Genomic DNA, 18,822 nt, shown 5'->3' on the forward strand with positions numbered 1-18,822 from the left:
CTGCGACCCATTATTTGTCTTATTAGCATTAAACTCAGGAAATGAACAAACAGCAAACTTCAACCTCTTTGGTATTTTGTGTACTGATGGACCTCATCGGTTATGCAACTTACGCCATTCCCGGTGTCGGTGAATTTGGCGATATCATTTGGGCGCCTGTTTCTGCGCTCATTTTCTATAAAACCTTCGGTGGCTGGAAAGGCGCTTTTGGCGGATTGTTCAACTTTATTGAAGAAATATTGCCGGGCACCGATTTCATTCCCAGCTTCACTATTATGTGGTTTATTCAAAGAATGAAAAAGCCACAGCCACAAACCATTAAGATCACCGGCCGCTAACCGGTCAATAGCGTTTCAACTTCGTTCAACGCTTTACCACCGGCCCTGCGACTTCGTTCAGGGTCTTTTGGCTAACCCACAACAAACCGGTACCCTACCCCTTTGATGGTAATTATTTCCAGCAGATCATCTTCTTTAAGGTAGCTGCGCAATTTAGTGATGTAAACATCGAGGTTGCGGGAGTTAAAAAATGAATCATTGCCCCAAAGCAAATTCAAAATGTCTTTGCGGTCAATGATCTTATCGCGGTTCTCGTATAACAATTTCAGCAACTCACTTTCGCGGAACGATAATTTCCGTTCTTCATTACAAGCCGTCAGCATTTGGCGGGTTACATGAAAACTGTATTTTCCTATTTGTAATGTGTCTTTGCCATTCACCGCTTTGACTCCCTGTTCCCTGAACCGCAATGCATTTTCAATGCGCACGATCAATTCTTCCATGCTGAACGGTTTGCGGATATAATCATTTCCACCAATCGAAAACCCTTTTACCAGATCATCGGTTTGGGTTTTGGCAGTAAGGAAGATAATGGGAACCGTGGCGTTTATTTCGCGTATTTCGCCGGCAATGGTAAAACCATCCTTATTGGGCAGCATTACATCGAGCACGCAAACATCGGGCGCCAGCTGCCTGAAAACGGCGAGCACATTGAGGCCGTCACTTTCCATTACCACCTCAAATTGCCGGCTCTCCAGGCTTTCCTTTACAATTTTGCCCAGAAACAGCTCGTCTTCAACGTACAGAATTTTGGTTTTGCTCATGGAGCTGCAGGAAGTTTAATAATGAATCGGCTACCAATGCCCGGCTGGCTTTCTACTTCAATAGAACCATAATGCCGCTGAATAACATACGATACATAGCTGAGTCCCAATCCATATCCTTTTACATTATGGGTATCGCCGGCCGGAACACGAAAAAATTTATCGAATATTTTTTTATGGTATTCAGGGGGGATGCCTATGCCATTATCAGTTATACTCAACAGAATACGTTCTGTTTCATCTTTCAGCTCAAGGTGTATGGAAGGATTTTCCCTGCTATACTTCAGCGCATTATCTAGCAAATTGAACAGCACACTGGTTATATGCAGCCTGTCGGCTTCTATTTCAAACCGATACCCATGCATTTGCACATTTACCTGGGCCCTGTATTTTTCAAATTGCAGTTTCATGGAGTTAACCACTTCTTTTACCAGCACCGCAAGGTCAATGGTTTCTTCTTTCAATTCAACCTGGTGCTTTTCGAACATCGACAATTTCAATACTTTATCAACCAGGAACGATAACCGTTTTAATTCGTTTGATGAAATGGCCAGGTATTCTTTGGTTTTCTCCTCATCGTGCAGGGCACCAAAATTTCGTAAGGCTTCAATGGCTACGCTTACTGTCGCAATAGGCGTTTTTAGCTCATGGGTGATATTGCTGATGAAGTCGTTTTTGATTTGCGTTAATTTTCTTTGCTGCACCAGGCTGCGTAATAAAAGGGCAAAAGAAAATACCGTAAGCCCAACCAGCACAACCGAAACCAATAGCTGGGACCACATTTTTTGCAATACAAAGGCGTTCATATTTCCCACTTCCAACCTGTATGTTACCGGGTGATTAAAGCCAATGGTAATTTCATTCTGCATTTCTTCAAATGGTGGGGGCGGAAACCCATCTTGCAAAACCGCTTTGCGGCTGGTTATATAAAAGGGCAGTGATATTCTTTCCTTTCTTAATACCTGCGCATATTTATCACTCAATTCCTTTACGCCAATACTGTCCTGCAGCGAATCTACCTTGCTCAATACCCGCACAATGCCCGGGCCGGGACCGTCCTTAAAAACATGAATTTCATTCATTGAATCTGCAGGCACGCCTTCTCGAATGAATGCTGTATTTTTCGAGGTAACAAATACCCGCACCTTTCTATCACGGGCCATCGTATCCAGTACTCTTGTTCGCATGGCATCCAGCATGCCAACAGCGCTATAGCCGGCTACCCTGAACTTAACGTCGGTGCTAAAATTGGTATCCAGTTTTAGTTTTTCGGCGCGAATGCGTTGCAGTGCCTCGCCGAATAATACGTTGGTGCGAAAACCGGTCTCCTGTTTTTCTTCCCTGAAATTTTTGATAAGCCAGAATACCTGGAAGGTTGCTACAGCCAAAATTGCCAGCAACATTAAAACTACCGGTAAATATAGTCGGCGCCCATTCATAACATTACAAAAGTAGCCGAATAATACCGGCCGGGCCAATACCATTAACCTTAATTAACATTAAACCAAGGTGCATTAACCTGTTACCGTTGTGAGCTGTAATAGTTTTGAAACAAATAAAATACGTATGAAAGCGATATATTTTTTGGCCGGTTTATTCATGGTAACGCCAATTCAGGCCCAGCAGCAAGCCGGACGCGCAGTATATGAATTTACCCCGCAAATGCAGATCAGGATGGCTGGTAATGGCGCCCCCGAAGGCATGCCGCCACCGCCCCGGATCGTTATCAAAATGGAAGTACTGTTCGGAAATAACCAGATGTTGCGCCGGCAGGTAGTAGATAATACGGCCAATGATCTCCCTGGCAATGAGAACGGTATTCAGATACGCACTTTTGGCATGGGCGACGATGATATTACCTGGCTGAATTTTGCCGAAGGCCGTAAAGTTGAACAACGGGAATTTGCCACCAAACAATACCTCATCACCGATAGTATTGGTAAAGGAAATTGGAAATTAACCGGCGAAACCAGGAATTTGCTGGGTTATACCTGCCAGCAAGCCACTACAACAAAGATTGGCAAACGCAGCATGATATCGATGGAGAATGGTAATATGAGCAGAAAAGAGATGCCCGATACAAGTAAGGTGATCGTTTGGTTTGCACCGGCTGTTCCGGTACCGGCGGGGCCAGACTATGCAGGCCAGTTACCCGGTTTGATCCTGGAGATTGATATTAACGGTAACACTACTTACAAAGCCATAGAAGTTTCCACTAAAGGTGACATCGCCAGCATTAAAGAACCCAAAAAGGGGAAAAAAGTTACGGCAGAAGAATTTACAAAAGAACGTGAAAAAATGATGGAAGAGATGCAGCGTAATGGAAGTGGCCGAAGAGTTATGCACATGAGCAATTAGTTGTATGCATCGCATAATGGATAACCTTTAGAACCATTGTCAAAATCATTAAACTTGATGATGGCCGTCATAAAATATTTGAAAGATTCATTCTAATTTCAGAGTGGTTTTTCATAGGATATTGGATTAACACGGGCTGGATTTCTATCCGGCCTTTTTTATTTTTCTAACCCGGTAGTACGGGTTGTTTTTGTTGATCAACATGAAAAAAGTTAGCGCAAATCAAGAAATCGCTAAACAAGTGTTTGTGTGATGGTGGTCATAGATTTTATGAATTTTTGATGGTAATTTCAAAGTGGTTTTTCATAGGATATTGGATTAATACGGGGCTGGATGTCTATCCGGCCCTTCATTTTTTAATCACGTGAAAGTATCAAGGCGTTATATGGCCCCAGGTTAATGGCAGCGCTAAATTCCTGATCGTCTTTTTTGCTTTCAAATGTTTCGATTTCCAGAGCGGGTGAATCGGTGAAAGTTGGATCATATCCTTTCCAATCGCTGTTGAAACGAACTTTCCAAACTCCTTCCTCTGGCATTCCTATTACATAATTCTTATGTTCTTTATTGGCAAAATTCAATACCACAATGGTACTGTCTTTAGGTCCGCCTTCGTTCCAGCGATGATAGGCTATTATTTTTTCTTCATTGTTTACATGAATGATGCGGGTATGTTGGCCCGAAAGCCCTTTGGTTAATCCATCGAGGTTACGGCGCAGGCCAATGCAATCGCGGTAAAGCCGGGCAATACCTTTTAAGGAGGAGAACTTCGACCAGTCGAGCGGATTTTTTGCATCGAACCAGCCATCTTCAACAAATTCCTGCCCCTGAAATAACATGGGGATACCGGCACAGGTAAAAATCATTACGGCACCCAACACCGATCTTTTTTTGGCAAACCAGCCCTGCGCATCATCGGGTGCTATTTCTTCGGGCACACGAGTTTTACCATTTGCCACATCGTCGTGCGATTCGGTATAGATCACCCGTTGAAAGGCATCGCCATTGAAACAATGGGTAATTGCGTTTTGAATTTTGCTCATATCGCGGTGGGCATCTTCAGTCACTTTCAATACATCCCGTACATTAAATGTAAATGAGGGATCCCATTGCGTGTTAAACCCTTCCCCATTATCCTGCGTTTTTTTGGTGATCCATTCATTGTTTTGCAGGTCTTCGGCTATCAGGATCTTCCAGGGATACCGCTTTTGCACTTCTTCATTTATCCACCTCATTAATGACCAGCCATCGGGCAGGTCGGCTTCAGGTGTATTCTTGCCATGCACGTTCCGAACAAATAACAGGGCATCGGTACGCAGTCCGTCGATATGATAATCTTCCAGCCACATCAGAGCGTTATCGCGCAAATACTGTCTTACTTCGGGCCGTCCATAATCGGGTCGCGTATGGCCCCAGGGCGTTTCGGCCCGCCAGTCCTGGTAGAAGTAAATACCGCCAAGGTCATTCTCACTCCAGCCGTCAAACTTCCACAGGTCAAGGTCTGCCGGGCCAAAATGATTATACACCACGTCGAGTATAACGGCAATGCCCAGTTCATGTGCAGCGTTTATCAGCTCTTTAAATCCGCGTATACCCCCATAATCAGTTTCAATGGCAAAAGGATGCGAGAGATCGTACCCCCACGAAAAGCCGCCGGGAAATTCGGAAGCGGGCATTATTTCAAGGGCATTCACTCCCAGCGCTTTTAAATAGCCCAACCGTTGCTTTGCACTTTCAAAAGTTCCGGGACGCCCATCTTCCCTTACATTAAAAGTTCCTATATGCAATTCATAAATGACCAGCTCATTCCAGGATGGCATTTGAAAATCGTGATCGGTCCAGTCGAAATGCGGATCGGCAATAATGGAGTTGCCTGCTGAATTGGTTACTCCCCGGGCGTAGGGATCGTTGCGGTAAAGCTCGCCCACATCGGTATGTAAAATATATTTATACTGGTTGCTGACAGCAGCTTCCGGAACATTCAACCCCCAATAACCATTGCCTTCATGGGTCATGGGGTGTTTTGTTTTTGCCCAATTATTGAATTCACCGGTAACAAATATTTTTTTGGCATGGGGGGCCCAAACCCTGAAGAATACGCCATTTTCATGCGGAATGGAACCCATTCCTTCTACGTGGGTTGCAGGTGCCGCCAGGGCAGCGCTTTTTCTTGACATTGTAGTATTGTTTGTGGATTTCAATACCACCTATGCAATTTTGCTACCATGTCCTGAATGGCCGCCTGGCAAGGATTATAGCTCCCGCATGCTATCTTTTAATGATTTGTATGCCGCCTTCCTGGCCAGGTGCGCTTAACGCGTTCTTTGTAAGGCTATAGGTAAAGCTCAACAGAAAAAAGCGTTGCAGGTTCTTCACCCGTTTGTCTTCAATATAGTTTTGACTGGCATTACGGCTTATGCCCACATTCTGTTTCAACAGATCAAATGCTGACAGTTTTATTTCGCCGCGGTTAAACCGTAAGCATTGTTTGCTGATGAAAGCATTCCATAACGGCACCTTTGCATTATACCCGCTGGCACGCTGGCTGTTGATTGAATAGGTAAATTCTGTATTAAAGAAAAAACGCTTCGGTAACTGCCAGTTTAACTCAGTACTGTATTGCTGATTCAGGTATTCTGTATTTAATGATTGCTGTAAACTGTATTGGGTTTTGTAATAATTAATGCCGGCTGTCAATGATACATCCAGCTTTTCTGTAGCATTTATTTCAAAACGTACGTCGGGGCCAATGTTCAATGTATTGATCATATTTTCAGCCCTGTTGATAAACGTTTTATTCTTTGTATAGCTTTCATTGATGCCGAAGTTCACCGTTCCTTTCAAAATTCGAAGGGGTAAACCCAGGTTGAAGGAACTGGTTATATCATAGGCGCCATCCACATTTACCGGCCGGGTGGTTTTTACGCCTACTGAATCAATGGTACCATAATCAACGATCTTGTTATCGGTTCGTCGCAGATTAAGGAACGCAAACAGGTTCTTGTTCTTAAAAGGGTTCACTGAAAAAAAGTTCAGCTGCACGGTATGCGTTAGTTCCTGTTTAAGATCGGCATTCCCCGCTTTTATATTCAACGGATCGCTGTTATCGGGCACTGGTTGTAATTGAGAAACGGTTGGTTGGTTGGTGCTGGTGGTATAATTCAACCGAAGCGTACGGTATTTGGTAAAATTATATTGCAGCCGGGCGTTGGGTAACAGGTTATAAAATGTTTTACTAATGAGGGAATCTTTTCCAGTCATCGCGATCCTGCCTTCCAGCTCTGCCTGTTGCCAGTTCACGCCGGCCGATGCATTGAATTTTCGTTGTTGCATGCGCCAGCGAATACCGGCTGAATTGTAACCATATGTGTTTTCATAATCGTTGGTGAGCCGGTCGTTCAGCTGATCGAATTGGCCGCTAATTTTATTATAGTCGTAGGTTGTTTTCGTTGCCGTGCTTTTACTGTTGCTTTTAGCCAGGCTAAACTCGAGCAACGATCTTTTGAAAATGGGTTCGGTATATACCAGCCGGCCCGTATAACTGTTCAGGTCGCTGCTGTTGCTATTTCGTTGATTGATGGAATCGGTCCTTATAACCGTACCCAGGGGATTGCGGTAGGTGTTTGTGGAGATCAAACTGCCATCGCCGTCACTGGCATTCCAGTTATTTTGCAGGCTTAAAGAAAGCGTTCTGCCGCCACGCCTGAATTTTTTGCGGAACAACAAATCGTTGCGAAAGTTATATCCATGGCTATTTGTTTCATTGTTGCTGGTACCACTGGTACCAAGCTGTTGGGTCAGCGACTGCATATTATAATCGCTAAGGGTAGCATTGCCTGTTTGCTGATAGCCTATGGAAGGCGATATTTTTATAGAATGAAAAGAATCGAGTTGTATATCGGCGCCCAGGTTGAGCTTATGGGTGTTGTTGAGATTTTTTGTAAAAGCATTCTGGTTATAATAGTAAGATGAATCGGGTAAAAAATATTGCCGGTGAATGTGGCTCTCTGTGTTGGGGTTATACCGGTTGTAAAAATAGTTGCTGGTAAAATTGGTTTTGTTGCCAATGAGGTTGTTGTAATTAAACCCGCCGCCCCAAATGCTCCTTATGCCATTGCTGTTATCGTTCTGGCTATTGTTTCCATCGTTTTTGATATTTATTTCAAGACCACCGCCACTTTGTTGCATGCTGTTAAGGCCACCATTAAAATTCAACATGTCCATGAAAGAAAAACCTTCCGAATTGGTGTTGTTGCCCATACCGATCACCGAAAACTGGCGGGCGCCTTTAAACGAATTCACATTAAACCTGCCTTCATACCGGTCGTTGGTACCGCCACCCGCATTCACTTTTCCAAACATTCCTTTCTTCTTGTCTTTCTTTAATTTCAGGTTGATGGTCTTTTCACTGTTGCCATCATCAAAACCGGTGAGCTGTGCCTGATCGCTCATTTTATCGTATACCTGCACTTTATCAACCGCATCGGCGGGCAGGTTGCGGGTTGCTATTTTGGGATCGTTGCCAAAGAACTCCTTTCCGTCAACCAGCACTTTCTTTACTTCCTGGCCCTGTGCTTTAACCGTGCCGTCTTTTTCTACTTTAATGCCCGGCATTTTCTTCAGCAATTGTTCTACGGTGGCATTGGGTATGGTTTTAAAAGAACCGGCATTGTATTGTATGGTATCATCGAGTAAAGTCACCGGCGGTGCTTCGGCTGTTACCACCACTTCGCTCAACACGCGGGTAACATCGTTCATGATTATATTGCCCAGGTTTACCTGTTTACGGGCATCGTCAATGGTAAAAAATTTACTGGAGTTATGATAGTTTACATGGGTTATCAACAGGCGGTACTCGCCGTTGGGCAAACCGGTTATTTCAAATTGCCCCTGGCTATTGGTCATGGTAAAAGCTACCAGCGAAGAATCTTTTTTTTGTAACAGGGTAACCGTGGCCGATACAAGCGCCTGTTTTGAGAGGGTGTCAAACGCAATGCCCTTAACCTGGCCGTTCTTTTGGGCCATTGCCAGTGAATACAGGAAGCAGGTAACGATCAGCAGGCAGATCTTCTTCATACCAGTTATATTTTCGTGTTTGTAAAGTCACTACGAAAATATTCTTACATACTGGCAATGAAGGTTAAGCGAGGTTGGTTTAATGTTAATGAAGGTTAATGTTTATACTTTTTATACCATCGTCTGCATATTGAAAGTACCACCGGGCGTTTCCTCGTAAACCTGCAAAATGATCTTGTAAACCCCCTCTTCCGATCTTAATTGCATTTCAACATGTAATTTTTGGATAATACCGGTGCCGGGCAAAAAGTGAAAGTATATAGTAGTTTGTTTTCTGTCCTTTTCGGGGGTTTCAAACTGGCCGTTCAAAATGACTGGCTTTTGCCCATCGAGCTTGATTATGGTATTGTGAATTTCGCTATACAGATCGCTGAACCGGGCCTTTGCTTTTTGAAAGTCGGCCGATGAAAACAACTCGCAGTCCCACTTAAAGGTTTCATATGTTTTGTACTCGGTAAGCATGCAGTTCACCGCTCCCGGAATGATCACCTTTGATTTATAATTTATGGCTGGTTCATAAGTTGAAATACGATCGCCTTTTATATTGCTGAAGTGGTTGGGATAGTCTTCTATCACCATTTTCAGGGCGGCATTGGTACTATTGGTAAAAACGCTTTGTGCACCGGCGCCCAGGCTTATTAACAAAGCCAGTAAAAACGGGGTTACTTTGCACATATTACAGGGTTTGGAATGGAAAAATAACAAAATCCGGATTGCTTTAATACCGGGAAATATTAAATTCACCTCAACACAATAAAAAAATGCCTTTCACCGTTACAAAGGGAGGCCTATTCATTTCATTCACTAATTAATTCAATACCATGGAAAAGAATCCAATGTACTATGATGTGCACCGTGCGAAGATCCACAAGACCATCTACCGCCCATCATCCAACATCATCCGATTTGTTAAAAGTTTGTTAGCAGTAATAATGCTCGGAAATTCTCCTATCAGTACACCTGCTCCGGTGAGAAGAAAATTCCATTAATAATTAGTATTTATACTTATATCGATTAGCACTTACCTCTGAAACCACATTAGTATGTGCTGAGCCCTTCCCGCTTACCCGGGAGGGGATTTTTTTTGTTCATTAGCCAATAAAAAGCCCCCGACTGAACCGGGGGCCTCCATTTATAAATACTGATTGATTGTTTCATTAACTACCACCCGGCGGCGGCATATTGCCCATAGGCCCGCCATTATTCATCTGGCGGTCCATTTGCCGTTCAATGTTACGCGGTAGCCTGGGTCCCTGGCGTTTTTGATTGCCGGCGCGGTTCAGGTTGTAGGTAAAGGTGAGCATAAAATAACGCTTCAATACCGTAGACCGGGTATCTACAATAGAGGTGCTGCTCACCGTACGGGCAATACTCTGGTTCTGGTTCAACAGGTCGTTCACCGAGAACTTCAACTCGCCGTTCTTCTTCTTGAATATTTCGTAGGCAAGGCTTGTATTCCATAATGGAATACTTTGGTTATATCCATTTGCCCGGCCTGTATTTATATAGTAATCAAAGTCGGTTGAAAAAACCAGGCTTTTCAAAAAAGTATAGCTTATATCAGCCGAGTAGGTTTGCGTGTAGTAATCATCGTTGAGCGACGGCTGCAGTGTATACCTTACATTATTATATGCAACGCTGGCATTAAGTCCCACGATCAATGCCTCTTTGATATCCAGATTAATGCCGGCAGTTTGAGTAACCACAAATGTGTTGGTTATATTTTGCTTTTGATAAAGGAGGCTGATATCACGGTTATAAGTGATATTGTTATTAAAGTTCAGGCTGCTTCCTTTCATTCTTCCCTTCAACGGAAAACCCAGCGTTACAAACGACGAGGTACTGAACGAACCGTTCAGGTTCACAGGAACGGTGTATTGCGCGCCCCGCACTGAAGTATCAATACCCAGCTTTTTTTGTAAAGCAGGGCGAAGGCTATCTACACTATTCACGATCTGGTTCTGCGTTTTATTCAGGTTAATATTAACCGATAAAAACCGAAAGCTCACCGCATCGAATGTATTGTAATTGATGTTCACATTATGGGCGAATTCCTGCTTCAATGATGGATTACCATTAGTAACGTTTAAGATATTCGTTGGGTCAGGCGCGTCTTGCAATTGTGATATGGAGGGCTGATTGGTTCTTCCCCGGTAAAACACCCGTAAATTCTTTGAACGGCTGAAAGCATAATTGAAATTGGCTGTTGGAAAAAAGTTAACGAAATCCTGTTTCACGGTGCTATCCTTTCCGGTCAATGCCCGTATACTATGGTTGTTCAATTCAGAATACTCAACAGCAGCGCCTAACTGCCAGCCATACAATTTATTTTGAACACGAAAATTGGCTCCTGCCCTATGGGCGATGAAATCATTTTCAAAATAATTGGTCTGGGCCTTGTTAATTGAATCATACTTCAACGAAACTGCACTATAATTAAAGGCATTTCGATCGCTGGTAGTGTGCTTGTTGGTATAAGCATAATTCAGTTCAATGATCTTATTATTACCAATGGGTTCAGTATAAGAAGTACTTACAATGTTGCTACTCGATCTTGTTTTTTGAGATGACTTATAGTCCTGGTTTATTGTACTTAATAACCTGCCTGTAGAATCATAAAACTTCAACGGCGATTGCGTAGTGCCGTTGCCAGTACTATTATTTATGCTGTTATTAAAACCAATGGTCAATGTGCGACCCGTTTTATGAAACCTGCGGCGGTACAATAAATTATTGTTCAACGTTATGCCATCGCGTACATTGCTGTTAATGCTTTTTCCCTCATTGGCTAAATAATCTATTGTTTTAATGGAGTGGGTAAATAAGGTATCGTAAGTATAAGAATCAGAATGTTGTATAACCAGGTTGGGGGTATACAACAGGGAGTTCATGGAATCGATATAATATTCAAACCGCAAATTGAACCGGTGATTCTGGTTTTGAGTAGTGGAATGCATGTCTTCACTCTTCAACGTCGATGAATCATTTAATAACAGCTGCTGGGTAAGGCTTTGCTGATCTTTACGATTCTCGCTGTTTGAAAAGAAATAGCTGCCGGTAACATCAACTTTACTGCCCCATTTATCGGTATAGTTTATGCCAACATTGGTTGCTTTCGTTATGCCGGTATTGCTGCTGCCGAAACTGCTGAAGCCGGAACTTCCGCCGCCACCGACGCGATTACCGCCGCCACCACGGTTACCACCACCACCGCCGCCGCTAAAACCGCCGCCACCACCACTACCGCCCTGGCCGCGTGAACCAAAACCACCCATGTTGGATACAATATCATTAAATGAAAAGCTTGATTTATTCAAATTGTTTGAACCGGCGAGAATGGATATGCGGCGATCGTTATCGAACTTGTTAAACATGGCGCTGGCCTGGTAGCGGTCATTGTCGCCATAACCGGCGATAAAACGGCCGAAATAACCTTTACGCTTATCCTTCTTTAATTTAATATTCAGCGTTTTTGAACGGCTGCCATCATCAATACGGGTGAATTTGGCCTGGTCACTCATATCATCAAATACCTGCACCGATTCAATCATGTCGGCGGTAATATTTCTGGTGGCCAGTTTGGGATCGGTTCCAAAAAACTCTTTTCCGTCAACATATACTTTTTGTATATCCTCGCCCTGTGCCTTTACATTCCCATCTTTATCAACCTGCACGCCCGGCAATTTTTTTAACAGGTCTTCTGCCGTGGAATTTGGTTTTGTTTTAAAGGCATCGGCCCGGTATTCAACTGTATCTTTTTTTACCTGTATAGGCGGCGCTTCCACAATCACTTCCTGCAACATACTGTTTTTCTTATCCATTAATATGGTGCCAAAATGAATAGCCGGGGAATCAGCCGAAATAGTAAACCGCCTGTATTTGGGAACGTAACCCTGGTAGGTGATCATGAGGCGGTAGGTACCGGCATCGAGGTTGTTGATCTGAAATTCACCCTTAGAATTAACCAGGGTATAAGTTATTACGGTTGAATCGGTTGCATGCAAAACCGTAACAGTGGCATCAACGAGGGTCTCTTTATAAAGCGTATCATATAATTTACCCTGAATGCTGCCCGAAACCCTTTTTTGGGCAAAACCAGCAGTGGCAAATGCAAAGATGATAATGAACAGGGTAAAAATCTTTTTCATGTATGGTTAATGAACGTTAGAGATATAAACTTTTAGACGCCACCCCGCCGCTAAACTTGTGTGAACAAATTATGACCTTAAAAGTTTTATCGTCAGGATAAGTTTTACCTGTACTGCCCAAAAAAATATGCCACGATACGGCGCTTTTGAAGGCGTATCGTGGCACACTTTCTATATATAAATTTTCGACAACTGTCGATGTAAACCAGGTTATTAACGATTAACTGAAGAGGTATTCCACATCTTCTCTTGTCAGCGACTTAACAAATCCTTCATCGTCGGTGATCAGGTCCTTGGCCAACAAACGTTTTTTATCCTGTAACTGCAGGATCTTGTCTTCAATGGTGTCTTTACAGATCATGCGATAAGCAAAGATGTTCTTCGTTTGCCCAATACGATGCGTACGGTCAATGGCCTGCTGCTCAACCGCGGGGTTCCACCAGGGATCAACAATATACACATAGTCGGCAGCAGTGAGGTTCAAACCCACGCCCCCGGCCTTAAGGGAGATCAGGAACACGCGGCAGTTTTCATCGTTCTGAAAACGTTGAATGGCGCGTTCGCGGTCAATCGCTGATGTGCTTCCGTCGAAATATTCAAAATCAACTTCCAGCTCTCTCAGTTTTTCCTTGATGAGGGCCAGCATTCCGAGAAATTGGGAGAACACCAGCGCTTTATGGTTACTGATATTTTCCGTGATCTCACGGGCCAGCTCTTCGAGTTTAATTGAATGATTGGGGAATTTTTCCGCTTCATTCAGGATGGCCGGCGAATCGCATATCTGACGCAGTTTCATCAACCCCTGCAAAATGGTCAATTGCGAACGTTGTATACCCTGCTGCTCAATGGTGCCCATGATCTTATCGCGGAAATCGTTGCGATAGGCATCATAAATGGCCATTTGTTCCGATTCCATTTCGCAGAACAGAATAGTTTCTATTTTATCGGGCAGGTCTTTTGCTACCTGTTCCTTTGTTCTGCGCAGAATGAACGGATATAATAATTTACGTAAATGGTCTTTGCGGTCGGCCTCGCCGAATTTATCGATAGGAATAGCAAATTCCTGTCTGAAAAACTCCACGCTGCCCAACATACCCGGATTCAAAAAGTTCATCTGGGCAAAAATGTCGAAGGTATTGTTCTGCAGTGGCGTACCACTCAGGCATATCCTGTTCTTCGATTGTAACAAACAGGCAGCCTTGGTAACCTTGCTGGTGGGGTTTTTAATAGCCTGCGATTCATCGAGCACCACATAATCGAACGGAACTTCAACCAGCAGTTTTATATCGCTGCGTAATGTTCCATAGGTGGTGATAATGATCTCGGCACTCATGAACTGCTCCTTGCCCCTTGTACGTTCACCGCCATGGTGAATATAATAGGTAAGCGAAGGCGTAAATTTCTTGATCTCATTCTCCCAGTTGAACATCAGCGTGGTTGGACAAACCACCAATGCGCGCAATTTGCCCCGGCTGGTGCGATAATAGTTCAGGTACGATAATGCCTGTACGGTTTTACCCAAACCCATATCATCGGCCAAAATGCCACCCCAGCCTATTTCACTGAGATAATGCAACCAGTGATACCCGTGTTCCTGATAAGGCCTAAGCACACTCTTCAGGTGTTCAGGAAGCGGGATCTCCTGTATTTTATTAAAGCTTTTTAATTGTTCGTATTTCTCTTCGAGCTTCAGCACCAGCTCTTCTTCGCTGCGGTTATCATACAACTCATCAATTACGCTCATGTGGTATTTCGACAGGCGCAACTGGTTTTGCTTACCCTCGCCAACACGAAACAGCAGTGAGTATTTTTTGATCCACTCTTCGGGTAAAATACCCAGGGTGCCGTCGTTCAGTTGTACAAACTGTTGCCGGTTGGCCAGCGCTTTCTTTACATCGGCAATGGTTACCTTTTGATCGCCAAACACAATATCAACCCGCGCATCGAACCAATCGGTATTGCTGCTGATATGGATCTTTGTTTGCGGCCGTGCCGTATTGAAACGGAAATTCTTCAATGCATCGAACCCGAATACCGGGATCTTCAGTTCCTTCATGGCGTCTACAAACAAAAAGAACCAGTTGTTCTTCAGCACATCACTGCCTTTCAACGCCAGTTGCTGACCGCCTTCGGGCCTAATGAACCCTGAATGCAGCGCTTCAAGCTTTTTGATGAACTGAAGTTCCTTTTCCTTATTGCGGTGAACGATCACTACTCTTTCGGTATCGGGTATTACCAGCTCATCTTTTCCACCCGGTTTTGTTTCAAACCCTTTATACGAGAACAATGGTTGAAATACGAGATAATCGCCTTTTTCCTGCAGCACCACTCTTTTTTCGGGGTCGCCATCTTTTACTTCACTTACCAGGCTGCCATCAAATTCAACATGATATTCCTTGGTGAGTGGTAATACCATCTTACGCAATTGCTCGGGCCAGTCGGCTTTTGAATAAACCAGTTTTCCTTTTCCGTGGAACTGGGTAACCAGGCTTACGTCTTCGGGTTTATCCCACAGGAATAAATTATCGTTGTAAAAGAAAAGTAAACTGCTGTTGATAGCATTCTCACTGATATTCACCTGCTGGCCATTCAGCTTTACCCAGCATTCCATTTCATAATTGCTTTTACCGGCAATTACTTTAAAGTAGGGCGTAATATAGTCTGTTACTATACCGGCGGTATGCAGGTTATCGGTTTTGAAAGGCTTTTTACCATTGAGATAGAACACGAATGGATTGGCTGCAATTTCCGCAAACATTTTCTTCAGTTTGGGATGCAGGTATTCTACCATCAGGGCCTTTGTTTCTTCGGGCAGGTCATCTTCTTCATGATGAATGATGTTTTCCCAGATGCCGCTGAAAGGCGAGTTGCGGTTAAGGTATTTGGTTACCTCAACGTCCTGCATTTTACGCAGCTGAGGAATCATTTGTTTGTCGTTCTCACTGTATATATCAATATTCACAAACTTGCTGAGGTCAAGCTTTTCAACCTTACCAGTGAAATGCGTGGCTTCTTCATTTATTTCGCCGCTAATGGCATCAACGGAGAAACCCGGATAATTTTCGTGGTTGAAATTAAACACCACGCCTATACGATGTGAAACACCGGGTGTTTTTTCCGCTTCGGAAACCGTTGCTTCCTCTTCTGTGGCCACCGGGGCTTCAGCCACTACAGGCCTGGGTTTTGAACGCGAAGCATCCTGTGGTGAAATGCGTTTGATCGATGCATCGAGCACGCGCAGGAACGGCTTGCCATCTTTATAGGTAAATTCAAACTTGCCTTCGAGGTTATCGCTCAGCGTATAACCATAGGCTTCCAGTAATTTATTTTTTTCTTTATCCCAGTTACGAATGGTATCGAAATAGTAGGGGCCATATCCATTCAGCAATTGCAGAAAAACGATGACCTTGGGCAGGCAAAGCGGATGCTGGCGGTCTTCATAATTGCAACTGGTATCAAAATTCCTTTCTTCGTTTTTGCGGATAACCACTTTCCAGGGAGTGCCATCAATGGTCACCGTAGCTTTTACCACTTCATCCTGCGCAAATTCTATATCTGCGCGTTGAGTGCGCAGGTATTTTTCGGCTTCGGTATAGGTTTCGGGCGAGCACAGCAACCGTAATGTTTTCAGATCAATGAATTTCATCTTCAGCACGGTATGCTTCTGATCGTAATCAACCTTTTCGGTCTTCAGCATATTTTTATCCAGCATTTCTTGCAGCTGAATAAGGGCGGCCGCTTCATGGCGGCAGATATCGCCCAGGTTATATGGACAGGCGCAGCGTACCGAAAGGGTGCGCGAATCCTTAAACTTCTGAATGTTTACTTTGTAGTAAGTGGAATAGCTGTCATCTTTCACCCTGAAGGTAACAGAATCAAGGAGTTCATCATAATCCACCAGTTCAACATATCCGATGGCGTGTATCTTCTTTCCCCTACGGATCACTTCGTCAGTTCCATTGGTATACACATACTTAATAAGATGAGGTAGTGCCATGCTTAAATTTAAATTTCCTCTTGCCGATCAAAAAAGGGCAATCTGCAAAAGTAAAGGAAAAAAGGCGAGCTTATAAAGAAAAAAGCGATCCGAAACAAAATTATAATAGAGGGTCGATGCACAACAATATCGGAAATATCCGGTTAGCAGGCAATTATAAACAGATAATAAAATAATTTGTTCATTTACCCGGTTTGTATTTGTTGGAAAAGGTTAAAAAATGTGTTTTAATTAGGTGGTTCTACTTAATTACTTTCCCACGGATGCCGGCCACCTGAAATCTGTTAAAATAGTATTATTTCTTTCTTCTCTCAAACCTGAACGGCCGGCTAATTAGTACTTTTCGTACCCATTGCCCCGCGGGCTCAAATTGCAGGAATTTATGATAAACAATTATTGGTATAGGCTTTGTCTAATTATAACTTTGTTTGCACCTAAGCCTGAAAAATAATACAATGAACCTGTACATGCGTTTATTGATCGTTCTGTTATTCGCCTCCCTTTCTTCGGTTGGACAGAAATTGAAAAAAGCTGATAAAGTTATGATTACCAACCTGCAGGCGCACATTGCGTACCTGGCAGATGATAAGCTGGAAGGCCGCAGGGCCGGTTCTAACGGAGAAAAACTGGCGCGCGAATACATCAGCACCCAATTTCAGCAGGCTGGCCTGGAACCGAAAGGTGATCAGGGCTGGCTACAGCCATTTGAGATCTACGATGGCAAGCAGGTCAATGCTTCCACGTTGTTGTTCATAAATGATCGGGAACTGAAATTAAATGAGGAGTATTTTCCGTTTGTGTTTTGCCCCACTGCAAGCCTTGAAGCCGCCGTATCGCCCGCACTGAAAGAAAAAGGCGTTCCCTGGTTTAACGATCTGAAAGAAGTGATTGAGGATAACAGGGAGAACCCGCATTTTGATTTAACCAATGCCATAAAATCAATTGCCTCCAAAGCTGCTGAAAAAGGCGCCACCGCTTTATTTGTATATAACAGCTCGGGCATAGCCGATAATTTACAATTTGATGGAAAGGACAATAGCCGCCCGCTGGCCATACCGGTTGTGTATTTAACAGCCAAAGCCTGCAAGCAATTCCTTGCCGATGAGGCGGCCACCCTCGACCTGCGTTTAAAAACAGTGATCAGCGATAAAAAAAGGACTGGCAACAACGTCATTGGCATCATAAATAACGGCGCCTCCAATACGATCGTGTTTGGAGCGCATTACGATCACCTGGGCTATGGTGAAGATGGCAATAGCCTGCTACCGCGCGAGCGCGGTAGCGGCGAAAAACAGATCCATAATGGCGCCGACGATAACGCCAGCGGAACAGCCGCCCTTATTGAACTGGCAAAACTGCTGAAGCTGTCGAAAGACAAAAACAACAATTACGTGTTCATCGCTTTTTCGGGCGAAGAGCTGGGTTTGTTCGGTTCCAAATACTTTACCGAACACCCTACCATCAGCCTGCAAAGCGTGAACTACATGGTGAATATGGATATGGTTGGCCGGTTAAACGATTCCAGCAAAGTGGTTACCATTGGCGGTTATGGCACCTCGCCTGCCTGGGGCAGCGTATTCTCTGCGTTGAGCAAACAAAAATATTTTACCGCTAAGTACGACTCAAGTGGCATTGGCCCCAGCGATCACACTTCCTTCTACTTAAAAGATATTCCGGTGTTATTCTTCTTTACCGGTATACACAGCGATTATCATAAACCTACTGATGATGCTAACAAGATCAATTATACCGGTGAGGCTTTCATCATCAAATACATTGAGGCCCTTGTAGACATTACCAATACCAAAGGAAAGCTGGCTTTTCAAAAAACGCGCGAACCGGCCATGTCGACCACAGCACGCTTCAATGTTACCCTGGGTATTATGCCCGATTATACTTTTTCGGGCAGCGGGGTACGGGTTGACGGGGTAAGCGATGGACGGCCCGCACAAAAAGCAGGCATTCAAACCGGGGATATTATTATACAATTAGGAACGTTCAATACCAGCTCGCTCGAGACTTATATGCAGGCCCTGGGAAAGTTCAATAAGGGCGATAAAACCACGGTAAAGTATAAAAGAGGCGAAGAAATGAAAGAAGGCAATGTTGAATTTTAAGTTTTATACCTTTATGGCAATATAATG

Annotated in this window: 10 protein-coding genes; 3 read left to right on the forward strand and 7 right to left on the reverse strand. The window is 43.8% G+C overall.

Translation table 11 applies throughout. The annotated features are described in order from the left end of the window. The first annotated feature begins 41 nt into the window (after window positions 1–41). Complete coding sequence (locus A3860_RS02185) at window positions 42–338, forward strand: hypothetical protein (protein ID WP_081144887.1); 297 nt, start codon at window positions 42–44, stop codon at window positions 336–338. 71 nt (window positions 339–409) lie between these two features. Here A3860_RS02185 and A3860_RS02190 read toward each other — a convergent pair whose 3' ends face one another. Both A3860_RS02190 and A3860_RS02195 read right to left on the reverse strand, forming a co-directional pair. Further along, a complete protein-coding gene (locus tag A3860_RS02190) occupies window positions 410–1,102 on the reverse strand; it encodes a response regulator transcription factor (RefSeq protein ID WP_081144888.1) in 693 nt (230 codons plus the stop codon). Then, complete coding sequence (locus tag A3860_RS02195; RefSeq protein ID WP_158085119.1) at window positions 1,099–2,505, reverse strand: sensor histidine kinase; 1,407 nt, start codon at window positions 2,503–2,505, stop codon at window positions 1,099–1,101. Before A3860_RS02195 ends, A3860_RS02190 begins: the two co-directional genes overlap by 4 nt. Window positions 2,506–2,668: 163 nt before the next feature. On the opposite strand from A3860_RS02195, the gene A3860_RS02200 reads away from it, so the two are divergent. Then, a complete protein-coding gene (locus tag A3860_RS02200) occupies window positions 2,669–3,460 on the forward strand; it encodes a GLPGLI family protein (RefSeq protein WP_081144890.1) in 792 nt (263 codons plus the stop codon). 356 nt (window positions 3,461–3,816) lie between these two features. Here A3860_RS02200 and A3860_RS02205 read toward each other — a convergent pair whose 3' ends face one another. The 5 genes from A3860_RS02205 to A3860_RS02225 all read right to left on the reverse strand — a co-directional run bounded on the left by A3860_RS02205 (window position 3,817) and on the right by A3860_RS02225 (window position 16,678). Further along, a complete protein-coding gene (locus A3860_RS02205; RefSeq protein WP_081144891.1) occupies window positions 3,817–5,634 on the reverse strand; it encodes an alpha-amylase family glycosyl hydrolase in 1,818 nt (605 codons plus the stop codon). 91 nt (window positions 5,635–5,725) lie between these two features. Continuing rightward, entirely contained in the window at window positions 5,726–8,533 is a 2,808-nt protein-coding gene (locus A3860_RS02210; protein ID WP_081144892.1) for an outer membrane beta-barrel family protein, read from the reverse strand. 111 nt (window positions 8,534–8,644) lie between these two features. After that, window positions 8,645–9,208 carry a hypothetical protein gene (locus A3860_RS02215; protein ID WP_081144893.1) on the reverse strand — a complete coding sequence of 188 codons (564 nt, stop codon included), beginning with the start codon at window positions 9,206–9,208 and terminating at the stop codon, window positions 8,645–8,647. Window positions 9,209–9,690: 482 nt separating this feature from the next. Continuing rightward, complete coding sequence (locus A3860_RS02220; protein WP_081144894.1) at window positions 9,691–12,681, reverse strand: outer membrane beta-barrel protein; 2,991 nt, start codon at window positions 12,679–12,681, stop codon at window positions 9,691–9,693. A 220-nt stretch (window positions 12,682–12,901) separates the two neighbouring features. Then, on the reverse strand, window positions 12,902–16,678 hold the full coding sequence (locus A3860_RS02225; RefSeq protein WP_081144895.1) for a DEAD/DEAH box helicase: 3,777 nt from the start codon (window positions 16,676–16,678) through the stop codon (window positions 12,902–12,904). A gap of 455 nt (window positions 16,679–17,133) precedes the next feature. Between A3860_RS02225 and A3860_RS02230 the strand changes: the two genes are divergently transcribed. Further along, on the forward strand, window positions 17,134–18,795 hold the full coding sequence (locus A3860_RS02230) for a M28 family peptidase (RefSeq protein ID WP_081144896.1): 1,662 nt from the start codon (window positions 17,134–17,136) through the stop codon (window positions 18,793–18,795). The last annotated feature ends 27 nt before the right edge of the window (window positions 18,796–18,822 follow it).

Source organism: Niastella vici (assembly GCF_002077945.1).
Lineage (GTDB): Bacteria > Bacteroidota > Bacteroidia > Chitinophagales > Chitinophagaceae > Niastella > Niastella vici.